Source organism: Bradyrhizobium sp. 153, assembly GCF_023073835.1.
In the GTDB taxonomy this organism is placed as follows: domain Bacteria; phylum Pseudomonadota; class Alphaproteobacteria; order Rhizobiales; family Xanthobacteraceae; genus Bradyrhizobium.
This window is the reverse complement of record NZ_JADPKH010000017.1, coordinates 77,018-96,835: the sequence shown is the minus strand read 5'-3', so window position 1 is coordinate 96,835 and position 19,818 is coordinate 77,018. Positions and strand designations below refer to the sequence as shown.

General features: G+C 65.0%; 20 protein-coding genes. 6 read left to right on the top strand and 14 right to left on the bottom strand.

Features of this window, described 5'->3' with window-relative positions; genetic code table 11:
• Positions 1 to 61: 61 nt before the first annotated feature.
• Positions 62 to 547: an outer membrane protein assembly factor BamE gene (locus IVA91_RS04355; protein ID WP_247277073.1), complete on the top strand. Its 486-nt coding sequence runs from the start codon at positions 62 to 64 to the stop codon at positions 545 to 547.
• Between the two features lie 191 nt (positions 548 to 738).
• On the top strand, positions 739 to 1,740 hold the full coding sequence (locus tag IVA91_RS04350) for a tripartite tricarboxylate transporter substrate binding protein (protein ID WP_247277072.1): 1,002 nt from the start codon (positions 739 to 741) through the stop codon (positions 1,738 to 1,740).
• A 150-nt stretch (positions 1,741 to 1,890) separates the two neighbouring features.
• Here the strand turns inward: IVA91_RS04350 and IVA91_RS04345 are convergent, their stop codons facing one another.
• The 12 genes from IVA91_RS04345 to IVA91_RS04290 all read right to left on the bottom strand — a co-directional run bounded on the left by IVA91_RS04345 (position 1,891) and on the right by IVA91_RS04290 (position 12,617).
• Positions 1,891 to 4,011 carry a sodium-translocating pyrophosphatase gene (locus IVA91_RS04345; protein ID WP_247277071.1) on the bottom strand — a complete coding sequence of 707 codons (2,121 nt, stop codon included), beginning with the start codon at positions 4,009 to 4,011 and terminating at the stop codon, positions 1,891 to 1,893.
• A 232-nt stretch (positions 4,012 to 4,243) separates the two neighbouring features.
• Positions 4,244 to 5,242, bottom strand: a complete 999-nt coding sequence (gene thiL / locus IVA91_RS04340) for a thiamine-phosphate kinase (RefSeq protein WP_247277070.1) — start codon at positions 5,240 to 5,242, stop codon at positions 4,244 to 4,246.
• A 193-nt stretch (positions 5,243 to 5,435) separates the two neighbouring features.
• Positions 5,436 to 5,933: a transcription antitermination factor NusB gene (gene nusB / locus IVA91_RS04335; RefSeq protein ID WP_027548253.1), complete on the bottom strand. Its 498-nt coding sequence runs from the start codon at positions 5,931 to 5,933 to the stop codon at positions 5,436 to 5,438.
• 3 nt (positions 5,934 to 5,936) lie between these two features.
• Positions 5,937 to 6,428 carry a 6,7-dimethyl-8-ribityllumazine synthase gene (ribH, locus tag IVA91_RS04330; protein WP_247277069.1) on the bottom strand — a complete coding sequence of 164 codons (492 nt, stop codon included), beginning with the start codon at positions 6,426 to 6,428 and terminating at the stop codon, positions 5,937 to 5,939.
• A 155-nt stretch (positions 6,429 to 6,583) separates the two neighbouring features.
• The gene (locus IVA91_RS04325) at positions 6,584 to 7,195 is read right to left on the bottom strand and encodes a riboflavin synthase (protein ID WP_247277068.1); all 612 of its coding nucleotides are present in this window, start codon (positions 7,193 to 7,195) and stop codon (positions 6,584 to 6,586) included.
• Positions 7,195 to 8,343 carry a bifunctional diaminohydroxyphosphoribosylaminopyrimidine deaminase/5-amino-6-(5-phosphoribosylamino)uracil reductase RibD gene (gene ribD / locus IVA91_RS04320; RefSeq protein WP_247277067.1) on the bottom strand — a complete coding sequence of 383 codons (1,149 nt, stop codon included), beginning with the start codon at positions 8,341 to 8,343 and terminating at the stop codon, positions 7,195 to 7,197. The genes IVA91_RS04325 and ribD overlap by 1 nt, the downstream gene beginning before the upstream one ends.
• Complete coding sequence (nrdR, locus tag IVA91_RS04315; protein ID WP_011087793.1) at positions 8,340 to 8,822, bottom strand: transcriptional regulator NrdR; 483 nt, start codon at positions 8,820 to 8,822, stop codon at positions 8,340 to 8,342. The genes ribD and nrdR overlap by 4 nt, the downstream gene beginning before the upstream one ends.
• A 15-nt stretch (positions 8,823 to 8,837) precedes the next feature.
• Positions 8,838 to 10,136, bottom strand: a complete 1,299-nt coding sequence (gene glyA, locus IVA91_RS04310; protein WP_247277066.1) for a serine hydroxymethyltransferase — start codon at positions 10,134 to 10,136, stop codon at positions 8,838 to 8,840.
• A 266-nt stretch (positions 10,137 to 10,402) separates the two neighbouring features.
• Positions 10,403 to 10,624 carry a hypothetical protein gene (locus tag IVA91_RS04305; protein WP_014494771.1) on the bottom strand — a complete coding sequence of 74 codons (222 nt, stop codon included), beginning with the start codon at positions 10,622 to 10,624 and terminating at the stop codon, positions 10,403 to 10,405.
• 37 nt (positions 10,625 to 10,661) lie between these two features.
• Entirely contained in the window at positions 10,662 to 10,898 is a 237-nt protein-coding gene (locus IVA91_RS04300; RefSeq protein ID WP_247277065.1) for a hypothetical protein, read from the bottom strand.
• Positions 10,899 to 11,094: 196 nt separating this feature from the next.
• Positions 11,095 to 11,613 (bottom strand): MarR family winged helix-turn-helix transcriptional regulator, encoded by a 519-nt coding sequence (locus IVA91_RS04295; RefSeq protein ID WP_018320040.1) that lies wholly within the window; start codon positions 11,611 to 11,613, stop codon positions 11,095 to 11,097.
• Positions 11,614 to 12,119: 506 nt separating this feature from the next.
• Positions 12,120 to 12,617, bottom strand: a complete 498-nt coding sequence (locus IVA91_RS04290) for a DUF6163 family protein (protein ID WP_247277064.1) — start codon at positions 12,615 to 12,617, stop codon at positions 12,120 to 12,122.
• Between the two features lie 123 nt (positions 12,618 to 12,740).
• Between IVA91_RS04290 and hemB the strand changes: the two genes are divergently transcribed.
• From hemB to IVA91_RS04275, 3 genes are all read left to right on the top strand, one after another.
• Positions 12,741 to 13,805: a porphobilinogen synthase gene (hemB, locus tag IVA91_RS04285; protein WP_247277063.1), complete on the top strand. Its 1,065-nt coding sequence runs from the start codon at positions 12,741 to 12,743 to the stop codon at positions 13,803 to 13,805.
• A gap of 211 nt (positions 13,806 to 14,016) precedes the next feature.
• Positions 14,017 to 14,556 carry an RDD family protein gene (locus IVA91_RS04280; RefSeq protein WP_247277062.1) on the top strand — a complete coding sequence of 180 codons (540 nt, stop codon included), beginning with the start codon at positions 14,017 to 14,019 and terminating at the stop codon, positions 14,554 to 14,556.
• Positions 14,557 to 14,675: 119 nt separating this feature from the next.
• Entirely contained in the window at positions 14,676 to 15,452 is a 777-nt protein-coding gene (locus tag IVA91_RS04275; RefSeq protein ID WP_247277061.1) for an arginyltransferase, read from the top strand.
• 140 nt (positions 15,453 to 15,592) lie between these two features.
• On the opposite strand, the gene IVA91_RS04270 is transcribed toward IVA91_RS04275, so the two are convergent.
• Positions 15,593 to 16,957: an Nramp family divalent metal transporter gene (locus IVA91_RS04270; RefSeq protein WP_247277060.1), complete on the bottom strand. Its 1,365-nt coding sequence runs from the start codon at positions 16,955 to 16,957 to the stop codon at positions 15,593 to 15,595.
• 164 nt (positions 16,958 to 17,121) lie between these two features.
• Here IVA91_RS04270 and IVA91_RS04265 point away from each other — a divergent pair, with 164 nt between their 5' ends.
• Positions 17,122 to 18,366, top strand: a complete 1,245-nt coding sequence (locus IVA91_RS04265; RefSeq protein WP_247277059.1) for an MFS transporter — start codon at positions 17,122 to 17,124, stop codon at positions 18,364 to 18,366.
• Positions 18,367 to 18,423: 57 nt separating this feature from the next.
• Here the strand turns inward: IVA91_RS04265 and IVA91_RS04260 are convergent, their stop codons facing one another.
• Positions 18,424 to 19,683, bottom strand: coding sequence for an adenylate/guanylate cyclase domain-containing protein (locus IVA91_RS04260; protein WP_247277058.1), 1,260 nt, complete (start codon positions 19,681 to 19,683; stop codon positions 18,424 to 18,426).
• Positions 19,684 to 19,818: the final 135 nt, after the last annotated feature.

The window sequence follows — 19,818 nt, the reverse complement described above, 5'->3', positions numbered from 1 at the left end:
AGAGCCTCCGCCCGGTACTTCAGCGCCTCGTGCGACGCAAGGGGACGGAATCAGTTCCGCAATGACGATAACGAACCAGACCAGCCAGCGCGCACGTCAGCGGCGCGGCCTTTACGCACGCTGGCGCGGCCTGCGCATGCTCGCGGCCGCGACCCTGGTCGGCGCGGCGCTTGCGGGTTGCACCGGCGAGCAGTTCCAGAAGGGCTACATCCTGCCGCCTGGGGCACTGGAGCAGATTCCGATTGGCGCGAGCCAGGACCAGGTGCTGATCGTGATGGGCACGCCCTCCACCGTGGCGACCCTGGACGGCGAGGTGTTCTACTACATCTCCCAGCGCTCCGAGCGCCCCGTCGCCTTCATGAACCAGAAGGTGGTCGACCAACGCGTGATCGCGATCTATTTCGACAAGAACCGGCGCGTGCGCCGGCTGGCGAATTACGGCCTTCAGGACGGCAAGATCTTCGACTTCATCAGCCGCACCACGGCGACGTCGGGTCAGGAGATGAGCTACCTCGCCCCGCTATTCAAGCTGCTCAGCTTTAACTGAGCCCTTAGAGCGTTTTCGAGCCAAGTGGATACCGGTTCGCGTAAAGAAAACGCGTGAAACAAGAATCTGGAACCCGTTCCGATTGCACCGGAATCGGCTCGAGCCTGCGGCGTCGTGCCGTTTCGTGCGACTTGCCGTCGCGCGTCGGGTTCCCTACGCTCGCTGCAAAACGAGAAGCAGGGAGTGGATTCGTGCCCAAGACTTTTTTGTCCCGTCGTGGTGTGCTCGCTGGCGCTGCCGGCCTCTCGGCCGCAGCAATCCTGCCGCGATCGAGCCTGGCCGACTGGAAGCCCACCGAGAACGTTCGCCTCGTCGTGCCGGCGGCGGCTGGCGGCTCGACCGACGTCATGGGCCGGCTCCTGGCCGCGCATCTGCAGACTGCCTGGGGCCAGTCGGCGGTCGTGGAGAACCGCTCGGGCGGTGGCGGCACTATTGGTACAGCCGAGGTGGTCCGCGCCAAGCCCGATGGTCACACCATCCTGATCGGCAATCCGGGGCCGAACGCGATCGCCTACAGCATTTTCAAGAACCTCACCTACAAGCCGGACCAGCTCCAGCCGGTCTCCAACATGATCCGGATTCCGAACATCGTCTCGGCGCATCCGAAGACCGGCATCAAGTCGATTCCCGAGCTGATCGCGTACCTGAAGGCCAATCCGGACAAGCTCAGCTACGCCTCCTCAGGCGTCGGCCAGAGCCCTCACCTCACCGGCGCCTGGTTCCTCCAGCTCACCGGGTTGAAGATGACCCACATCCCATTCCGCGGCGCGGGCCCCGCACTCCAGGCCGCGCTCGCGGGCGACATCCAGATCCTGTTCGACAATCTCTATCCGAGCCTGCCGCAGGTGCAGAACGGCACGCTCAACGGCCTCTGCGTCACCACGACCGAGCGCAGCGAGCTCGCGCCCAATCTGCCGACCATGCGCGAGAGCGCGCCGGAGCTGGCGAACTTCGACGTCTCCTCCTGGTTCGCCGTCTTCCTGCCGAAGGGCGTCCCTGCGCCCGTGCTCGAAGCGCTCAATCTCCAAGTGAAGGCGATGCTGGAGCGCGACGACATCAAGAAGCAGATCGCCGCCATGGGGGCCCGCGCCGACTACGGCACGCCGCAGCAATTCGCCGTCTTCGTGGATGCCGAGACAAAGAAGTTCGCCGCGATCATCCAGAAGGAAGGCCTGCAAATGGACGTGCAGTAACGCACAGCGTCATTCCGGGGCGGCTCCAACGAGCCGAACCCGGAACCTCGAGATTCCGGGTTCGGTCCTGCGGACCGCCCCGGAATGACAATGAGAAAGAAAACCCCGCGGCTCGCGCCGCGGGGTTTTGTCTCGTTCCACTTCCGCCGCTCAATGCGCCAAGATCGCCAGCAGCAGCAAGGCCACGATGTTCGTGATCTTGATCATCGGGTTCACCGCGGGGCCGGCCGTATCCTTGTAGGGATCGCCGACAGTGTCGCCGGTCACCGCCGACTTGTGGGCATCACTGCCCTTGCCGCCGAAATGGCCGTCCTCGATGTACTTCTTGGCGTTGTCCCAGGCGCCGCCGCCCGAGGTCATGGAGATCGCGACGAACAGGCCCGTCACGATTACGCCGAGCAGCATCGCGCCCACCGCCGAGAACGCCGCCGACTTGCCGGCCGCACCTCCGCCCGCGATCGCGTAGATCAGGAAGTAGACGACGATGGGCGACAGCACCGGCAGCAGCGAGGGGATGATCATCTCCTTGATCGCCGCTTTCGTGAGCAGATCCACCGCCTTGCCGTAGTCCGGCTTGTCGGTGCCCTGCATGATGCCGGGCTTCTCGCGGAACTGCCGGCGCACCTCTTCCACGATCGCGCCGGCCGCACGGCCGACGGCCGTCATGCCCATCGCGCCGAACAGATACGGCAAGAGGCCGCCGAACAACAGGCCCACCACCACGTAGGGATTGTTGAGCGAGAAGTCCGGATTGACGCCGGCGAAGTAGGGATGGCGCGCGGAGTCGGCAACGAAGAACTTGAGGTCCTGGTTGTAGGCCGCGAACAGCACCAGCGCACCGAGACCGGCCGAGCCGATCGCGTAGCCCTTCGTCACCGCCTTGGTGGTGTTGCCGACCGCGTCGAGCGCGTCGGTCGACTTGCGCACCTCCTTCGGCAGGCCCGCCATCTCGGCAATGCCACCGGCATTGTCGGTGACCGGACCGAATGCGTCGAGCGCGACGATCATGCCGGCCAGCGCCAGCATGGTGGCGGTCGCGATCGCGATGCCGAACAGCCCGGCGAGGCTGTAGGTGACCAGGATGCCCGCGATGATGACGATCGCGGGCAGCGCGGTCGCTTCCATCGAGACGGCGAGGCCCTGGATCACGTTGGTGCCGTGGCCGGTCACCGAGGCCTGGGCGATCGACTTCACCGGTCGATAATCGGTGCCGGTGTAGTATTCGGTGATCCAGATGATCAGCGCCGTGACGACGAGGCCGACCACGCCGCATTCGAACAGAGCCATGCCGGTGTAGTCGACGCCGTCGAGCTTGCCGAAGCCGATCAAGTAGTAGATCACCAGCGCGATGCCTATCAGGGACAGGATGCCGGTCGCGATCAGGCCCTTGTAGAGCGCGCCCATGATCGACTGGCTTGGCCCGAGCTTGACGAAGAAGGTGCCGATGATCGAGGTGATGATGCAGATGCCGCCGATCGCGAGCGGCAGCGTCATCATGTTGGCGAGGATCGGCGTCTTTGCGAAGAAGATCGCCGCCAAGACCATGGTGGCGACCGCGGTCACCGCATAGGTCTCGAACAGGTCGGCGGCCATGCCGGCGCAGTCACCGACATTGTCGCCGACATTGTCGGCGATCGTGGCGGGGTTGCGCGGGTCATCCTCGGGGATGCCGGCCTCGACCTTGCCGACGAGGTCGCCGCCGACGTCGGCCCCCTTGGTGAAGATACCGCCGCCAAGACGAGCGAAGATCGAGATCAGCGAGGCGCCGAAGCCGAGCGCCACCAGAGCGTCGACGACGACACGGCTGTCAGGCGCGAGCTTCAGCGAGTGGACCAGGAAGGCGAAATAGAGGGTCACGCCCAGCAGGGCGAGACCGGCGACCAGAAGGCCAGTGATGGCGCCCGCCTTGAAGGCGAGCTCCAGGCCGCCGGCGAGCGAGGTCGTCGCGGCCTGGGCAGTGCGCACATTGGCGCGGACCGAGACGTTCATGCCAATGAAGCCGGCCGCCCCCGACAGGATGGCGCCGATGGCAAAACCGATCGCGACATAAACCCCAAGGAAATAGGCAAGCAGCACGAAGATGACGATGCCGACGAGACCGATCGTGGTGTACTGGCGCCGCAGATACGCCTGTGCACCTTCGCGCACCGCTCCTGCGATCTCCTGCATGCGCGGCGACCCCGCATCCGCGCTCAACACCGAAGACGTCGCCCAAATCGCGTAGACGACGGAAAGCACTCCGCAGAGTACTATCAACCATAATGCTGTCATGTGATTTTTTGCCTCAGATCCTTGATGTACCCCCGGCGCCTTTTGTTCTCCGTCGTGCGGTGCGGCGCCTTGATTTTGAACAAAGCCGCCCTTGCCCGAAGGGGCGGCCCCAGTCGGTTGCGAGCTTGCCAAAATCAAATTGAGGGTGCAACGCCGGATAAGGCCGAAACAGCCGATCTCGGCAGGTATTTAGGCCAGGCCCTGAGCGTCTGGCGCCGGCTTGGAGCGATTCCTAGAAATGGCTGTACGAAAGGCGCTTCAAAGTCAATTCCTGCCCCTGCCCATCAAGGAAGCGCGGCGGCTCTTGGCCCGCAACAATCGTGCCGATCGCCGTGACGGCAAGGCCAGCCGCCCGCCCCGAGGCGATCAGCGCATCGCTTTGCGCCGGCGGCGCGGTGCACAGCACCTCGTAATCGTCGCCACCGGCCAGTAGCGTCTGGATGCCAACGGCCATCCGCGCGACCAGGCCAGCTGCCGCAGCCGATAGCGGTACGTTCGCCACGTCGACGGTGGCCGAGACACCGGACGCTGCGCAAAGTTTGGCGAGATCGCCCGCAAGCCCGTCGGAGACATCCATCGCGGCGGTTGCGTGATCGCGCACGGCCTGCGCCAGCGCGTTGCGCGGCCGCGGCACGCGATAGCGCGAGACCAGAAAATCCCGTGCGGCGGGATCGGATGTCAGCGCGCCGGCCGCAGCGCCGCCGGTGAGCACGTCGAGGCCGAGCGCGGCATCGCCGATCGTTCCCGTCACCAGAATGCGCTCGCCCGGCCGCGCGCCGATGCGACCGACCATTCGTCCTTGCGGGACGCGGCCGAAGGCGGTGATCGAGATCATCTGCGGCCCCGGCGTCGACACCGTGTCGCCGCCGAGCAGCGGGCACGCGAAGCTCTTGGCGTCCTCGCCGAGCGCATCCGCAAACGGCCGCAGCCAGGCATCCTCCCTGTTGCGCAATGCCAGCGTCAGCACGAATCCGGCTGGGACCGCGCCCTTGGCCGCGAGATCGGACAGGTTCACCCGCAGCGCCTTGCGCGCGATGGTGTCAGGGGGATCAATGGCAAGATAATGCACGCCCTCCACCACCGCGTCGGTGGTGACGACGATGTCCTCGCCAGCCGATCTCAGGATCGCGGCATCGTCGACCAGTCCGAACGCGCCGGGATCGATCGCCAGCGGCTTGAAATAACGCGCGATAAGGGAGTCTTCGCCAGAGAGATTTTGCGTGTCTGCCATCGGCGCCAGCCTCACCCCTCTCTGTCATCGCCCGGGAAAAGCGCGAAGCGCGTCATCAAAAAAGCGACCGGGCGATCCGGTATTCCAGAGACGGTCGGGCGACATCGATAGGCCGCGGCGTACTGGATTCGCCGGTGATGACGCCGGTATATGGGGCAATCATATCGCATCACTTCACCACCCCAGGGTATCGCTACCCACGCCCGAACTCGTCACCGCGAAACTGGCGGCCGATCTGGTCGAGGACTGCGTTGACCATGCCGGTCTCCTCGCGGTCGACGAAAGCGTTGGCGACGTCGACATATTCGGAGACCACGACGCGGCCCGGGACGTCCTTGCGGTGCTGGAGCTCATAGGCCCCGGCCCGCAGCACTGCACGCAGGATCGCCTCGATCCGCTTCAGGGGCCAGCCCTTCGACAGCGCCTCGTCGATCAGCGGATCGAGCTTCTTCTGGTCGCGCACGACGCCGGAGACGACGTCGCGGAAGAAGGCGGCCTCCGCCGGAAGGTACGTATCGCCCTCGACCTCGTTGCCGAGCCAGTGGCTCTCGAACTCCGCAAAAATGTCGTTGATGCCCGCACCGGCGATGTCCATCTGGTAGAGCGCCTGGACGGCGGCGAGCCGCGCCGCGCCGCGGCGGTTCGCCTTCTTCTCCGGAGCACCCGCCGGCTTTTTGTTGTTGTCGGCCATGGCTCAGGCCTGCGCCAGACGGCGTTTGATGCGCAGCATCGCAAGCGCGGCACGTGCGGCATCGCCGCCTTTGTTGAGCTCGCTGGCGCGTGCCCGCGCCCAGGCCTGCGCTTCGGTGTTGACGGTGAGAATGCCGTTGCCGAGCGGCAGCTTTCGCGCCACGGCAAGATCCATCAGCGCGCGCGAGGATTCCTGCGAGACGATCTCGAAATGAATGGTGTCGCCGCGGATGACGCAGCCGAGCGCGATCACTGCGTCATAGGGCTTGCCGTTCGCCGCAGCCGCGTCGACCGCGATGGCGACCGCCGCCGGAATTTCCAGCGCGCCGGGAACCGTGATGACGTCATGCGTCAGGCCGGCCGCCTTCAGCTCGGCGATTGCGCCGTCGAGAAGCGCGTCCTGGAGATCGTCATAGAACCGCGCTTCGACAATCAGCGCGCGGGCGCCGGAAATGTCGGTCTGGTCTTTCAGGGGTGCGCGCCGCGCGTCTGCCATCGTTCAATCCGTTTCGAAAGGGTCGGCGCTATGTAGTCGCCGGAAGCAGGTAAGCCAAGTTCTAAAGACATGGTCATTCCGGGGCGGCTCGAAGAGCCGAACCCGGAATCTCGAGATTCCGGGTTCGATGCTAACGCATCGCCCCGGAATGACGGCTACGCCGTCATTTCCGTCAGCCGCGCCGCGTAGCGAGCCATCAGATCGACCTCGATATTGACCTCGTCCCCCGCTTTCCAGCCGCCGATCGTCGTCACCGTCAGCGTGTGCGGGATGATAAGCACCGAAAAGGTCACGTCCTTCACTGTATTGACGGTCAGCGAGACTCCGTCGAGCGTGATCGAGCCCTTGGTGGCGATGAAGCGCGCCAGCTCGCGCGTCGTCGAGAGCTCGAACCTCGCCATCTCGGGCAGGTCCTCGCGGCTGAGCAGCGTCGCGACACCGTCGGCATGGCCGGCGACGATATGACCGCCGAGCTCGTCGCCGATCTTCAGCGCCCGCTCGAGGTTCAGCCGTGTGCCGACCTTCCAGTGTTTTGCGGTCGTCAGCGCCAGCGTCTCGGCGGCGGCATCGACGTCGAACCACGTCTTGCCCGCCTGAACGCCGGAGGCGACCACGGTGAGGCAGACGCCGTTGCAGGCGATCGAGGCGCCATCGGCGATGGTGGCGCGATCATAATTGCAGGCGATGCGCAGACGGTGCAGCTGCCCCTGCGCCGTCGGCGTGAAACTGACGATCTCGCCGATATCGGTGACAATGCCAGTGAACATTACGAGCGCTCGTAAACGGTGAGAGTATCCTTGTCGAATGTCTCGCTAGCATGAACCTTGTAGGCCCGCGACTGCGTGATTTTCGACAGGGGCAATGCATCGAGCGCATCGACGCCGCCAGAGCCCACCTCTTCCGTGCCGCGGAACAGCCAGATTTCGTCGGCGAGGTCGGCCGCGACGAAGGACGCGGCGACACGGCTGCCGCCTTCGACCATCAGCCGCGTGATGCCTTTCTCAGCCAGCGCATGCAGCACGGCCGTGAGATCGAGTCCTGATGCACCGACCGACGGCACACGCAACATTTGCGCACCGGCCGCGCCAAGCCGTGTGGCGGCTGCGGCTTCGGCGAGTTCAGAACTCACCACCCAGAGCGGTGTTTCTCGCGCAGTGCGGACAAGCTTGCTCGCGCCGGGAATGCGCAGGCTCTGATCGAGCACGACCCGCACCGGCGAGCGCGCCCCCATGCCCGGCAGGCGGCAGGTGAGCATCGGATCGTCCGCCAGCACCGTGCCGATGCCGACCAGGATGGCATCGCTCTGAGCGCGCAAGAGGTGCACGCGATTGCGCACCGCCTCGCCGGTGATCGCGACCGGCTTGCCGCCGGCCGCACCGATCTTGTCGTCAGGCGAGACCGCAAGCTTCAGGATCACGTGCGGACGCTTGTCCCGGATGCGACGGAAATGCCCGGCGTGATCGAACGCAGCCTCTGCCGCGCAGAGACCGACGTCCACCGTTATGCCGGCTGCCCGCAAGCGCGCATGACCCTGGCCGCCGACTTCAGGATTGGGATCCTCGATCGCCGCCACGACCCGCGCGATCCCGGCGGCGATCACCGCATCGGCGCAAGGCGGCGACTTGCCGAAATGCGAGCACGGCTCCAGTGTGACGTAAAGCGTGGCGCCGAGCGCCGCTTCGCCTGCCCGCCGCAAGGCTTCGGGCTCGCCATGCGGCCGCCCGCCAGGCTGTGTCCAGCCGCGACCGACGATCACGCCGTCCTTGACGATGACCGCGCCCACGGCCGGATTAGGCCAGGTGCGGCCCTGCCCGCGGCGCCCAAGCGCCAGCGCAAGCTGCATGAAGCGGAGATCCGCATCCTTGGCCTCACGGGCCTTCTGCGCGAACTGATCTTCCAGGATGCGGAAGATCATTTGCGGATCGCGGCGAGCCGCGCTTCCTCCTCACCGGAGAGCTCGCCGAGCACGTCGGCGAAATCCTTGGCCTCGCGGAAATTGCGGTAGACGGAAGCAAAGCGCACATAGGCGACGTCGTCGAGCGTGCGCAGATGCTCCATCACGGTCTCGCCGATCACCTCGGAGGAGATCTCCGCCTCGCCGCCGGTCTCGAGCTCGCGCACGATGGTGGAGACCATCTTCTCCACCCGTTCCGGCTCGACCTGCCGCTTGCGCAGTGAGATCTGCACCGAGCGCATCAGCTTGTCGCGGTCGAACGGCACGCGGCGGCCGTTGCGCTTGATCACTGTGAGCTCGCGCAGCTGCACGCGCTCGAAGGTGGTGAAGCGGAAATTGCAGGCGACGCACACGCGCCGCCTGCGGATGACGGACGAATCCTCGGTCGGACGCGAGTCCTTTACCTGCGTATCGAGACTGTTGCAGTTCGGGCAGCGCATCCGTGTACCTTGACCTTACTGGTAGATCGGGAACCGGTCGGTGAGCGCCTTGACCCGTTCCTTGATCGCCGCTTCCACGAGCGGCGCCTTGCCGTCGTCGGATTGTGCGATCGCGTTGAGCACTTCGGCGATCATGCCGCCGACCTGCTGGAATTCGGCGACACCGAAACCGCGGGTGGTCGCGGCCGGAGTGCCGAGGCGGAGGCCGGAGGTGACGAACGGCTTTTCGGGATCGAACGGAATGCCGTTCTTGTTGCAGGTGATGGCGGCGCGGACCAGCGCCTTCTCCGAGACGTTGCCCTTCAGGCCCTTCGGCCTGAGGTCAACGAGCATCAGATGGTTGTCGGTGCCGCCCGAGACAATATCGAACCCATGGCTCTTCATCGCCTCGGCCAGCGCCTTGGCATTCTCGACGACGTTCTTGGCGTAGACCTTGAAGTCCGGACGCAGCGCTTCGCCGAAGGCGACCGCCTTCGCCGCGATCACATGCATCAGGGGACCTCCCTGCAGGCCCGGGAAAATCGCCCCGTTTAGCTTCTTGGTCAGCGTCTCGTCGTTCCAGAGCATCAGGCCGCCACGCGGACCGCGCAGCGATTTGTGCGTCGTGGTGGTGGTGACGTGGGCATAGGGCACCGGCGAGGCGTGCACGCCGCCGGCGACGAGGCCGGCGAAGTGAGCCATGTCGACCAGCAGATACGCGCCGACACTATCGGCGATCTCGCGGAAACGCTTGAAGTCCCAGGCGCGAGAATAGGCCGAGCCGCCCGCGACGATCAGCTTCGGCTTGACCTCTTCGGCCTGCTTGGCGACCGCGTCCATGTCGATGATCTGGTCCTCGCGGCGCACGGTGTAGTGCGCGGCCTTGAACCACTTGCCGCTCATGTTGACGGGCGAGCCGTGGGTGAGATGGCCGCCGGCCGCAAGATCAAGTCCCATGAAGGTGTCGCCCGGCTGGAGCAGCGCCAGGAACACCGCCTGATTCATCTGGCTGCCAGAGTTCGGTTGCACGTTGGCAAAGTTGGCGCCGAACAGCTTCTTGGCGCGATCGATCGCAAGGTTTTCGGCGACGTCGACCCACTCACAACCGCCGTAGTAGCGCGCGCCCGGATAGCCTTCCGCATATTTGTTGGTCATCACCGAACCCTGCGCTTCCAGCACGGCCCGGCTGACGATGTTCTCGGAGGCGATCAGCTCGACCTCATGGCGCTGCCGGCCCAGCTCGCCCTTGATGGCGGCGGCGATGTCCGGGTCGGCCTGCTCGAGCGAGGCGGTGAAAAACGAATCGGGCGCGGAAGCGGTTTTGGCTGAGGTCATCTTGCGAATATCTCCACCGCCGCAGCCTGTTGGCGGGCTACGGGCGGGTCTGGTGTGGCGGTCGGAAGCAATGCGCGATCTACCACATTGCCCGCTCCCGGCCAAGCATTTGCGGGTCGGGCCTGAGATTTGTGCAAGATATGGTGGGGATTGGAGGTTTTCGGCATTGGAGCGGTTTCATAGAACCGCTCCTCCGCGAATGTCCGGACAGGACCACTTTGGACCGCACGTCGCGCCAACGGCCGGCGGCCGCAGCCGGCGTCGTTTTAGAGCCCGGTATACCCCGCTTTCACGGGGTCCACGCTGCCGTCGAGCTGCCGCAGATAAGTCAGGCCGCAGACCGTCAAGCGGTGCGGGTCCTTCTCGCCGGCCTCCATCAAAGTATTGAGATAGTTCGTGACCTTGGCCCGTGCCTCCTCGCTTGCCGCCGCGGTGCGGTTGGCGAGCAGGTCATAGGTCTGCATGATGCGGTCGATGGCGGCTTCCATGGCACCCTCTGGTTCTCTCGAATTTTGGGAGTTTTGATCAGGCAACCGCTCGAGCCTCGGACTGCATCTCAAACCTGGTGATCGCCTTGTTGGCGAGCCTGATCTTGTTGAATTCGCCCTGCTGGAGCAGCTTGACGATGATCCCGAGCAGGCGCTCGTCGGTGACGAGGGAATCTGGGATCGCGCCGGAGCGGCGAAGGTAGTTGGCGGCAATGGCGTAGGCTTCGCTCACAAGTTCCACGTTCAGCGCCTGAAGCCCACGCTCGACCAGCATCGACGTTTCTCCGATCCGAAGGAGATAAGCGCCGAGCCCGGAACTGGTTCCTCACGGCGAGACATTTTCTTCGCAGCGCAAAAAGTAAAGCGCACCGGTCCGGACGAATCCGGGCCGGCGCTCTGGGGAAGTTGAGGCACGTTCGGGCGGTTTGCCGGTCTTGTTTGGGGCCGGCTTGGCCTTAATCCCTTGGAACTCAGAGCCGATACAGGATCTGGTCGGTCCAGAACCGCTCGAGGCGGTGCAGCGACTTGTTGAGGGTCGAGAACTCCTCGCCCGAGATGCCGCCGACCTGCTCCACCGTCTTGACGTGCTTCTGGTAGAGCGCATCGACTATGCGGCGGACTTCCTGGCCCTGCGGGGTCAGGCGGATGCGCACCGAGCGGCGATCAACGCGCGACCGCTGATGATCGAGGAAACCGAGCTCGACGAGCTTCTTCAGATTGTAGGAGACGTTGGAGCCGAGATAGTAACCGCGCGTGCGCAGCTCGCCCGCGGTCAGCTCCTTGTCACCGATGTTGTAGAGCAAGAGCGCCTGGACCGAGTTGATGTCCGCACGGCCGCGGCGATCGAACTCGTCCTTGATCACGTCGAGGAGCCGGCGATGCAGCCGCTCCACCAGAGTCAAAGCTTCCAGATAGAGCGACTGCACCGAACCCTGCTGGCCGGAGACGCGCTCTGCGGTATCTGCCGCAGTTGCGACGGCTTTCATCATGACACTTCCCCTGTTGTCGTTTTTATCGACACTTATTCGACGAAACTTGTGTCCCGCCTGATAGGTGCAACTTAAGGGGCTCGTTTGAAGAACGGCTTAAATAAGAGAATAAAGAGATCATGAATTTAAGACAGTGAATTGCGGATTAAGCCTGTACTACAAGCACTTTTCGCAACACTCTGTTGACCCTCGCAAGGTCCTGTTCACCCTCCGTCCGCCCCCTTGTCGCATTCCAGCACAGCGGCGCCCCGTTTCGAAACGCGGGCGTAACAGCTGTGGCGGAACAATGCTGGTCAACGAAAACTTACCGCAAATTTTAGGCAACCAACGGTCAACCAAGTGCAACATCTCTTGTCCCGACAAGCGCCGCGAAGCAGGGCGCAGAGCCGGGACTCAGATGCCATAATCGGGACCGTAAAAAGATGCGGCGCGGCTCTACAAGCATTACGCCGCAAATGCAGCGCGCTGCATTGCGCCCGGGCACGAGAGCATTTCCGCGAAACGCGCTACGGCGGTCGTTCCCGCGCAGCCATCCAGGCGAGCGCGAGATAGGCGGCGAGCATGAACGCTTCGACACCGACCACGACCAGGCTGCCGCCGTAGATGCCGGGAAACATCAGCTCGATCACCGCCATCGACACCACGGTCGTCAGCCACACCACAGCGCCCCAGGGCGTCGCCAGCCAGAGACCAACTGCTGCGACGAGCTCGATCACGGCGAAGTAGACGGTTGCGGCCTGCCAGGCCATCGCCTGGTTCTCGAAGGCCTCGTCGTCGCCGCCGACGAAACCCGTCACTTGCGCCCAGTGATAGAGACCCTTCAGGATCGAGAGCAGCGCCATCACACGCAGGAACAGCACGAGCCGGCGCGTCCAGACATTGTCATCGGACGCAGAGCGCTCCGACGAGATCGCCGCCACCGACATCGCGCTATCCCTGGCGCTGTCTCTGGCATTGTCCCGGGCGCTGTCGCGGGCCGCATCGCGTGTGGAAATCTCGGACATGGCCCCCTTCTGGCTGCTTCGCCTCGCAAAATCAATCGGCTGCCATCCCTTGCGGCAGGTCAAGCCGCGGTGACGGGAACCATGCGAGCTGGTATAAGAATAATTCCAGCCGGAGGAAGAGTGATGGCGATCAAATACGGACGTCCGATCGAACTGCGCGAGGTTTCGCGCCGGGATGGCGCTAGCGCCTCCCCTGCCCTCGATCTGACCGTCCGCCCGCGCCGCAACCGCAAGGCCGAGTGGGCCCGGCGCATGGTGCGCGAGAATGCCATCACCACGGATGATCTGATCTGGCCGCTGTTCCTGATCGACGGCAGCGACAAGCGCGAGCCCGTCGCCTCCATGCCCGGCGTCGACCGCCTCAGCGTCGACCAGGCGGTGCGCGAGGCCGAGCGCGCCATGAAGCTCACCATCCCCTGTATCGCGCTGTTTCCCTATACCGACCCGTCCTTACGCGACGAGGAAGGATCGGAAGCGACCAACCCGAACAATCTGGTCTGCCAAACTGTGCGCGCGATCAAGAAGGAGTTTCCGGAGATCGGCATTCTCTGCGACGTCGCGCTCGATCCCTTCACCAGTCACGGTCATGACGGCCTGATCTCCGACGGCAAGATCTTGAACGACGAGACGGTCGCGGTGCTGGTGCGCCAGGCCCTGGTGCAGGCCGAAGCCGGCTGCGACATCATCGCGCCGTCGGACATGATGGACGGCCGCGTCGCCGCGATCCGCGAGGGGCTCGACTGCTCAGGCCTGCTCGACGTGCAGATCATGGCCTATGCGGCCAAATACGCTTCCGCCTTCTATGGCCCGTTCCGCGACGCCATCGGCTCGGCCAAGACACTCACCGGCGACAAGCGCACCTACCAGATGGACAGCGCCAATAGCGACGAAGCACTGCGCGAGGTCGAGCTCGACATCGCCGAGGGCGCCGACATGGTGATGGTGAAGCCCGGCATGCCTTATCTGGACGTGGTCCGCCGTGTGAAGGATACTTTTGCGATGCCGACCTTCGCCTACCAGGTCTCCGGCGAATACGCGATGATCGCGGCCGCGGCCAATAACGGCTGGCTCGACGGCGAGCGCGCGATGATGGAAAGCCTGCTCGCCTTCAAGCGCGCCGGCGCCGACGGTGTGCTGAGCTACTTTGCGCCGAAGGTCGCGGAGAAGCTGCGGGCGCAGGGGTCATAAACGCCCACCGCCTCTTTGATGTCGTCCCGGCGAAGGCCGGCCACCTGTCCTGGTCTTGGCCAGGACGACGGAAGCGTCGCGCCAGCGCGGCCTCCGCGCCGCTCCGCCGCCGAATTGCCGGAATATTTTCGCTTGTTGATCCCAGCGCGCCCTTGGCATGCGAACGGCCTGTTCCCATGTCCTGCCACGGGGGTTCGCTGGGAGAACGGACATGTCGGACTCGGGCAATTCAGGCGCCTGGCGCAACGACAGCGGCGTGCAGCCGCACGCCTACGATCCCTATCTGCATCCGGAGCTGTTCCGCGGTGTTGCGACGCGGCGGGTGTTCGCCTTCCTGGTCGACATGGTCGTGATCTCGGTGCCGGTGATCCTCGGCTATATCTTCATCGCCTTGTTCGGTGTGGTCACGCTCGGCATCGGCTGGGCGCTGTTCTGGATCGCCTGGCCGGCCTCGGTGGTCTGGGCCATCGTCTATTACGGCGCCAGCATCGGCGGCCCTTCCTCCGCGACAGTGGGCATGCGCCTGATGGATCTGGAACTGCGCACCTGGTACGGCGCGCCCGGCTACTTCGTGCTCGGCGCCACCCATGCGGTGCTGTTCTGGGTGACCGTCTCGTTCCTGTCGCCCTTCGTGGTGCTGGTCGGCCTGTTCAACGGCCGCCGTCGCCTGCTGCATGATTTCGTCTTGGGAACGGTCGTGATCAACAATTCGGTCCGCGTACCCGCGCCCCAGGCCGCAAGGACGTCCTGATCAAGGACCTATCAACCCGGATCTTCTAAGCTGACTGATCTGATCTGCCGAGCAGGCCAATTGACCCGGAGCTTCCGTAGCGCGATGCTGACACACAGTTCGGAGGCCCACGACGTCCCTTGACCCAGCACTCGCGCGATACCCCGCAATTTTACCTCACGGCGCCCTCCCCGTGCCCCTATCTGCCGGGCCGGCATGAGCGCAAGGTGTTTACGCACCTCGTGGGTGAGCGCGCCGGTGACCTCAACGATCTCCTGACCCATGGCGGGTTCCGCCGCAGCCAGTCGATTGCGTACCGTCCCGCCTGCGACCAGTGCCGCGCCTGCGTCTCGGTGCGGGTCGTCGCCAACGAGTTCCGGCCGTCCCGCAACTTCAGGAAAGTGCTGGCGCGCAACGCCGACATCATCGGCGAGCAGCGCAGCGCCGTTCCCACCTCCGAGCAATATTCGATATTCCGCGCCTATCTCGATGCCCGCCATCGCCATGGCGGCATGGCCGACATGACCGTGCTCGACTACGCCATGATGGTCGAGGACAGCCATGTCGAGACCCGCATCATCGAGTACCGCAAGCGCGGCCCCGACAGCGGCCTCACCGGCCGCGGCGAGGAACTGATCGCGGTGGCGCTGACCGACGTGCTCAGCGACGGGCTGTCGATGGTCTATTCGTTCTTCGAGCCGAGCCAGGTCAGCCGCTCGATGGGCACCTTCATGATCCTCGACCACATCGCCCGCGCGCGCCGGCAAGGGCTGCCCTACGTCTATCTCGGCTACTGGATCGAGGGCTCGAAGAAGATGGACTACAAGGCCCGCTTCCTGCCGCAGCAGCGCCTCGCGCCCTCAGGCTGGCTACGCGTCGACGCGCAGGGGGATGTGGCATCCGAGCCGCAGGATTAATTTAGCCGACGCGCACTGGTGTCATGCCCGCGAATGCGAGGCATCCAGTACGCCGCGGCTTCTCCGTTCGATCGCAGGCTTCACCGAGTACGGGTCGCGCGGTCAAGCCAGGCGACGACAGCTGTGCATTCGGCGGACACTCACCCGAACAGCGTATCCGCCAGCAGCTTCACGTTCAAAACAACGATTACGCCTGCGACGATCCACGCGATCGCGGCGACTGACATCGGAATCGCGAACTTCCCCATCTTGCGGCGGTCGGAGACGAAGCGAACCAGCGGGATGACGGCGAATGGCAGTTGCATCGACAGCACGACCTGGCTGAACACCAGCAAATCGGCCGTGCCGCGCTCGCCATAGATCGCGGTGACGACGATCACGGGAATGATGGCAATGCCGCGCGTGAGCAGGCGGCGCGCCCAGCTCGGCAGACGCAGATCGAGAAAGCCTTCCATCACGATCTGGCCGGCGAGCGTCGCCGTAACCGTTGAATTGAGGCCGGAGGCGAGCAGCGCCACCGCGAACAGCGTCGAGGCGATGCCGAGACCGAGCAGCGGCGATAGCAGTTCAAAAGCCTGGCCGATCTCGGCGACGTCGGAATGGCCGCTTCTGTGGAAGGTCGCAGCAGCGACGATAAGGATGGCGGCATTGATGAACAGCGCCAGCATCAGGGCGATGGTCGAGTCCGTCGTCGCCCATTTGATCGCCTCGCGCCGGCCAGCGTCATTGCGCTCATAGGCGCGCGTCTGCACGATCGAGGAGTGCAGGTAGAGATTATGCGGCATCACGGTTGCGCCGATGATGCCGATCGCGATGTAGAGCATCTCGGAATTGGTGAAGATCTCGGTCTTCGGCACAAAGCCACGCAGCACCTCCGCGACCGGCGGCGCCGCAGCCACGATCTGGACCGCGAAGCAGACCGCGATGACGCCAAGCAGCGCGATCACGAACGCTTCGAGGAAACGGAAGCCGCGATTCATCAGGAGCAGCAGCAGGAAAGCGTCGAGCGCGGCGAGCAGCGCGCCGCCGATCAGGGGAATGCCGAACAGCAGCTTCAGCGCGATCGCGGTGCCGATGACTTCGGCGAGGTCGCACGCGATGATCGCCGCCTCGCAGGCAAGCCAGAGCAGGAAGTTCACCACGGGCGAATAGGTCGCGCGGCAGGCCTGCGCGAGGTCGCGGTCGGTGACGATGCCGAGCCGCGCTGCCAGCGACTGCAGCAGGATCGCCATCAAATTCGAGAGCAGGATGACCGAGAGCAGCGTGTAGCCGAACTTCGATCCGCCGGCGAGGTCGGTCGCCCAGTTGCCGGGATCCATGTAGCCGACCGAGACGAGATAGCCCGGACCGACGAACGCCAGCAGCCGCCGCCACCAGCGGCCGGCGGCCGGAATGGCAATTGTGGAATTGACCTCGGCGAGGCTCTTGGTGGTGGGCGCATCGGTGCGCCAGCCGGCGGCGTCTTGGCTCAAGTCTCGGGTCAGATGGGGTGATTGGGCATCCATGCCGGCAGAATACCCAACTTGCTTCTTATTGCAACTCATTTGCAACTGCATCTAGCCGCACCGGTTCTCAGCACAGACCCGTGGCCCTTGTCGGGAAGCGGGTGGGTTCGGCGGTTCTCGCGGGCGAACATGGGCGCAAATTCGCCTTTTGCAGGATATGAGCCATGTCAACGCCCCCGCGCCTCCCTGACACCTTCAACCGCCTCGCCTGGTCGAACCTCGCGGCGCAATCGGCCGAGCAGATCGCACTGGCCGCAGCGCCCATCGTCGCGGTGCTGACGCTGGGTGTCGCCGAAGGCCAGACCGGCCTGCTGCAGACCGCCCTCACCCTGCCCTTCGTCCTGTTCGCCATTCCTGCCGGCGTGCTCGCCGACCGCATCTCCCGCCGTTGGCTAATGGCGGGAGCCGAGGCGGTGCGGGCCGCCGCACTCGCGGCCATCGTCCTCCTGCTGGCGCTGGGGACGCTCGATTTGCCGCTGCTGGCGCTGCTCGGTTTTGCCGCGGTGTGCGGCACCGTCGTCTATAGTGTGGCGGCACCGGCGCTGGTGCCCTCGCTAGTGAGTTCGGACCTGCTGCCGGCGGCGAATGCGCGGATCGAGCTCGCGCGCACCATCGCGTTTGCGAGCGGACCTGCGCTCGGCGGCGTGCTCGTGGGCTGGTGGGGCGCAAGCCCGGCCTTCGGCTTTGCGGCTGCGCTGTCGGCTATCGCCGTGGTGCTGCTTGCCGGCATCTACGAGCCCGCGCGGGCAGCATCTCCGCGGCGCCATCCGTTCCAGGATATCCGCGAAGGCGCGGCCTTCGTGTTTCACCATCCGCTGCTGCGGCCGGTGTTCATCACCCAATTCATCTTCAACACCGGATGGTTCTTGCAGATCGCGGTGTTCGTGCCATACGCGGTGCGCCATCTCGGCCTGACCGCCGCCGGCGTCGGCACCGTGCTGACGATGTACGGCGTCGGCATGGTAATCGGCGCGCTGGTCGCCACCCGCGTGATGCAGCGCGTCGCGTTCGGCACCGTCGTCGGCCTCGGCCCCGTCACGGGCTTCGTCGCAGCATTGGTGATGGCGCTGACGGTGCTGGTCCCCTCGCCCTGGCTTGCGGCCTTGAGCTTCTTCCTGCTCGGCGTCGGACCGATCCTGTGGGTGATCTCGACCACGACGCTGCGCCAATCGGTGACGCCGCCGCGCCTTCTGGGGCGCGTCTCCGCCATCAACATCATGAGCTACGGCGCCCGCCCGCTCGGCTCGGCGCTGGGCGCAATCGTCGGCGGGTTCTGGAGCGCGGAGGCCTGCCTCTATCTCGCAGCGGCAGTGTTCGGCGTACAGGCCCTGGTGATCCTGCTGTCACCGGCGGTGGCGCTCGACCGGCAGCCGGACATGGTGAGGGACGAAGTGGTGGCGGGGTGCTGAAGTCCGGTCATTCCGGGGCGATGCGAGCATCGAGCCCGGAATGACTGGTGAAATCACCTAGCCCGCCAGATACCGCTCGTAGCTCCCCGTCACCGGCTCGCTGACATCGACGTCGGGATCGAGCGTGTAGAGATCCTGCGCGCGGCCGATGCCGCGCAGCGCGTAACGGCCGGTGGAGACGAGATAGCGGCGGCCGGCGGTGTCGAGGCCCTTGTAAAATTCCGAGGACGCCAGCAGTTCGCGATCGACCGAGCGGCTCATCGAGGCGATGCGACTGACTTCGTTGACGGTCGGTCCGACCACCGTGAAGTCGAGCCGGTCCTCGCTCCCGATATTGCCGTAGAAGACCTCCCCGACATGCAGACCGATATAGGCCGACGTGGTGGGACGACCGTCGGCCGCGCGGCGTGCGTTCAGCGCCGCGACGTTCTTGCGAAACAGATGCTCCGCCCGTAGCGCGGCGCGGCGCGCCGCCGCCATGTCCTCGCCGGTGAACATTGCAAGCACGCCGTCGCCGATCAGCTTCAGCACGTCGCCGCCCGCATCGTGGATCGGGTCGATCACGGCTTGCGCATAGTCGTTGAGGAACGGAATGATCTCGTCGGGACCGATGCTCTCGCTGATCCCGGTCGAGCCACGCAAGTCCGAATACCAGAGCACGGCGTTGATGCGCTCGGTGACGCCGCGCGAGATACGTCCACGCAGCACCTGCTCGGAGGCGTCCCGGCCGAGATAGACGCGGCCGAGCGTGCGGGCGATGTCGACCTGCTGTGCCGATTTGATCGCGAGCCCCAGCACCGGCACCAGATCGCGCAGGGCTTCGAGCTCGGGTTCGGAGAACCCGCTGTCACGACGCGTGGTCCAGCAGGAATAGAGGCAATCCATCAGGCCGAGCGCGCCGTTCTCGCCGAAGCGATGCACGAAGGCGAGATAGTGCTTGTGCCCCTTCTCGGCGAGCTCGCCGATCTGCGAGAAATCCAGCGACGGCGCGTCGGCGAGATCGATCACCATCTCGTCGTGGCCGTGCTCGAGCATGTGGAAGAAGACCGAGCGGCGCCAGCTCTTGGCTGCATCGCCTTCGGCAGTCGAGCCGTATTCGAACGCATCGCTCTCGTTGCTCGGCCGGTCGCTCCAGCGAAAGCCGCGCCCTTCATAAATCGGATGCAGCGTGTCGATGACGACGAGCCCGCGCGATAGTTCCAGCCCCTCGGCGCGGCAGCGCTCGCAGAAGCCACGCAGCAGTTCCGGTTCGGGCAGGCTGGTAAGGCCCTGGCCGGCGATCCAGTTCATCAATTCGAGGCGCGAGGTCAATTGCATGCGCCATTATGGCGTGCATTCGTGACGAGCGAAAGGCGCGAGCCACGCGCGGGCCGTGCGCAAGGCTCCCATCCCTTGCAGATCGAATATGTCGCAGGGGCGGTTGACGTGTTCGCCGCGCGCGCGGCAGATGCC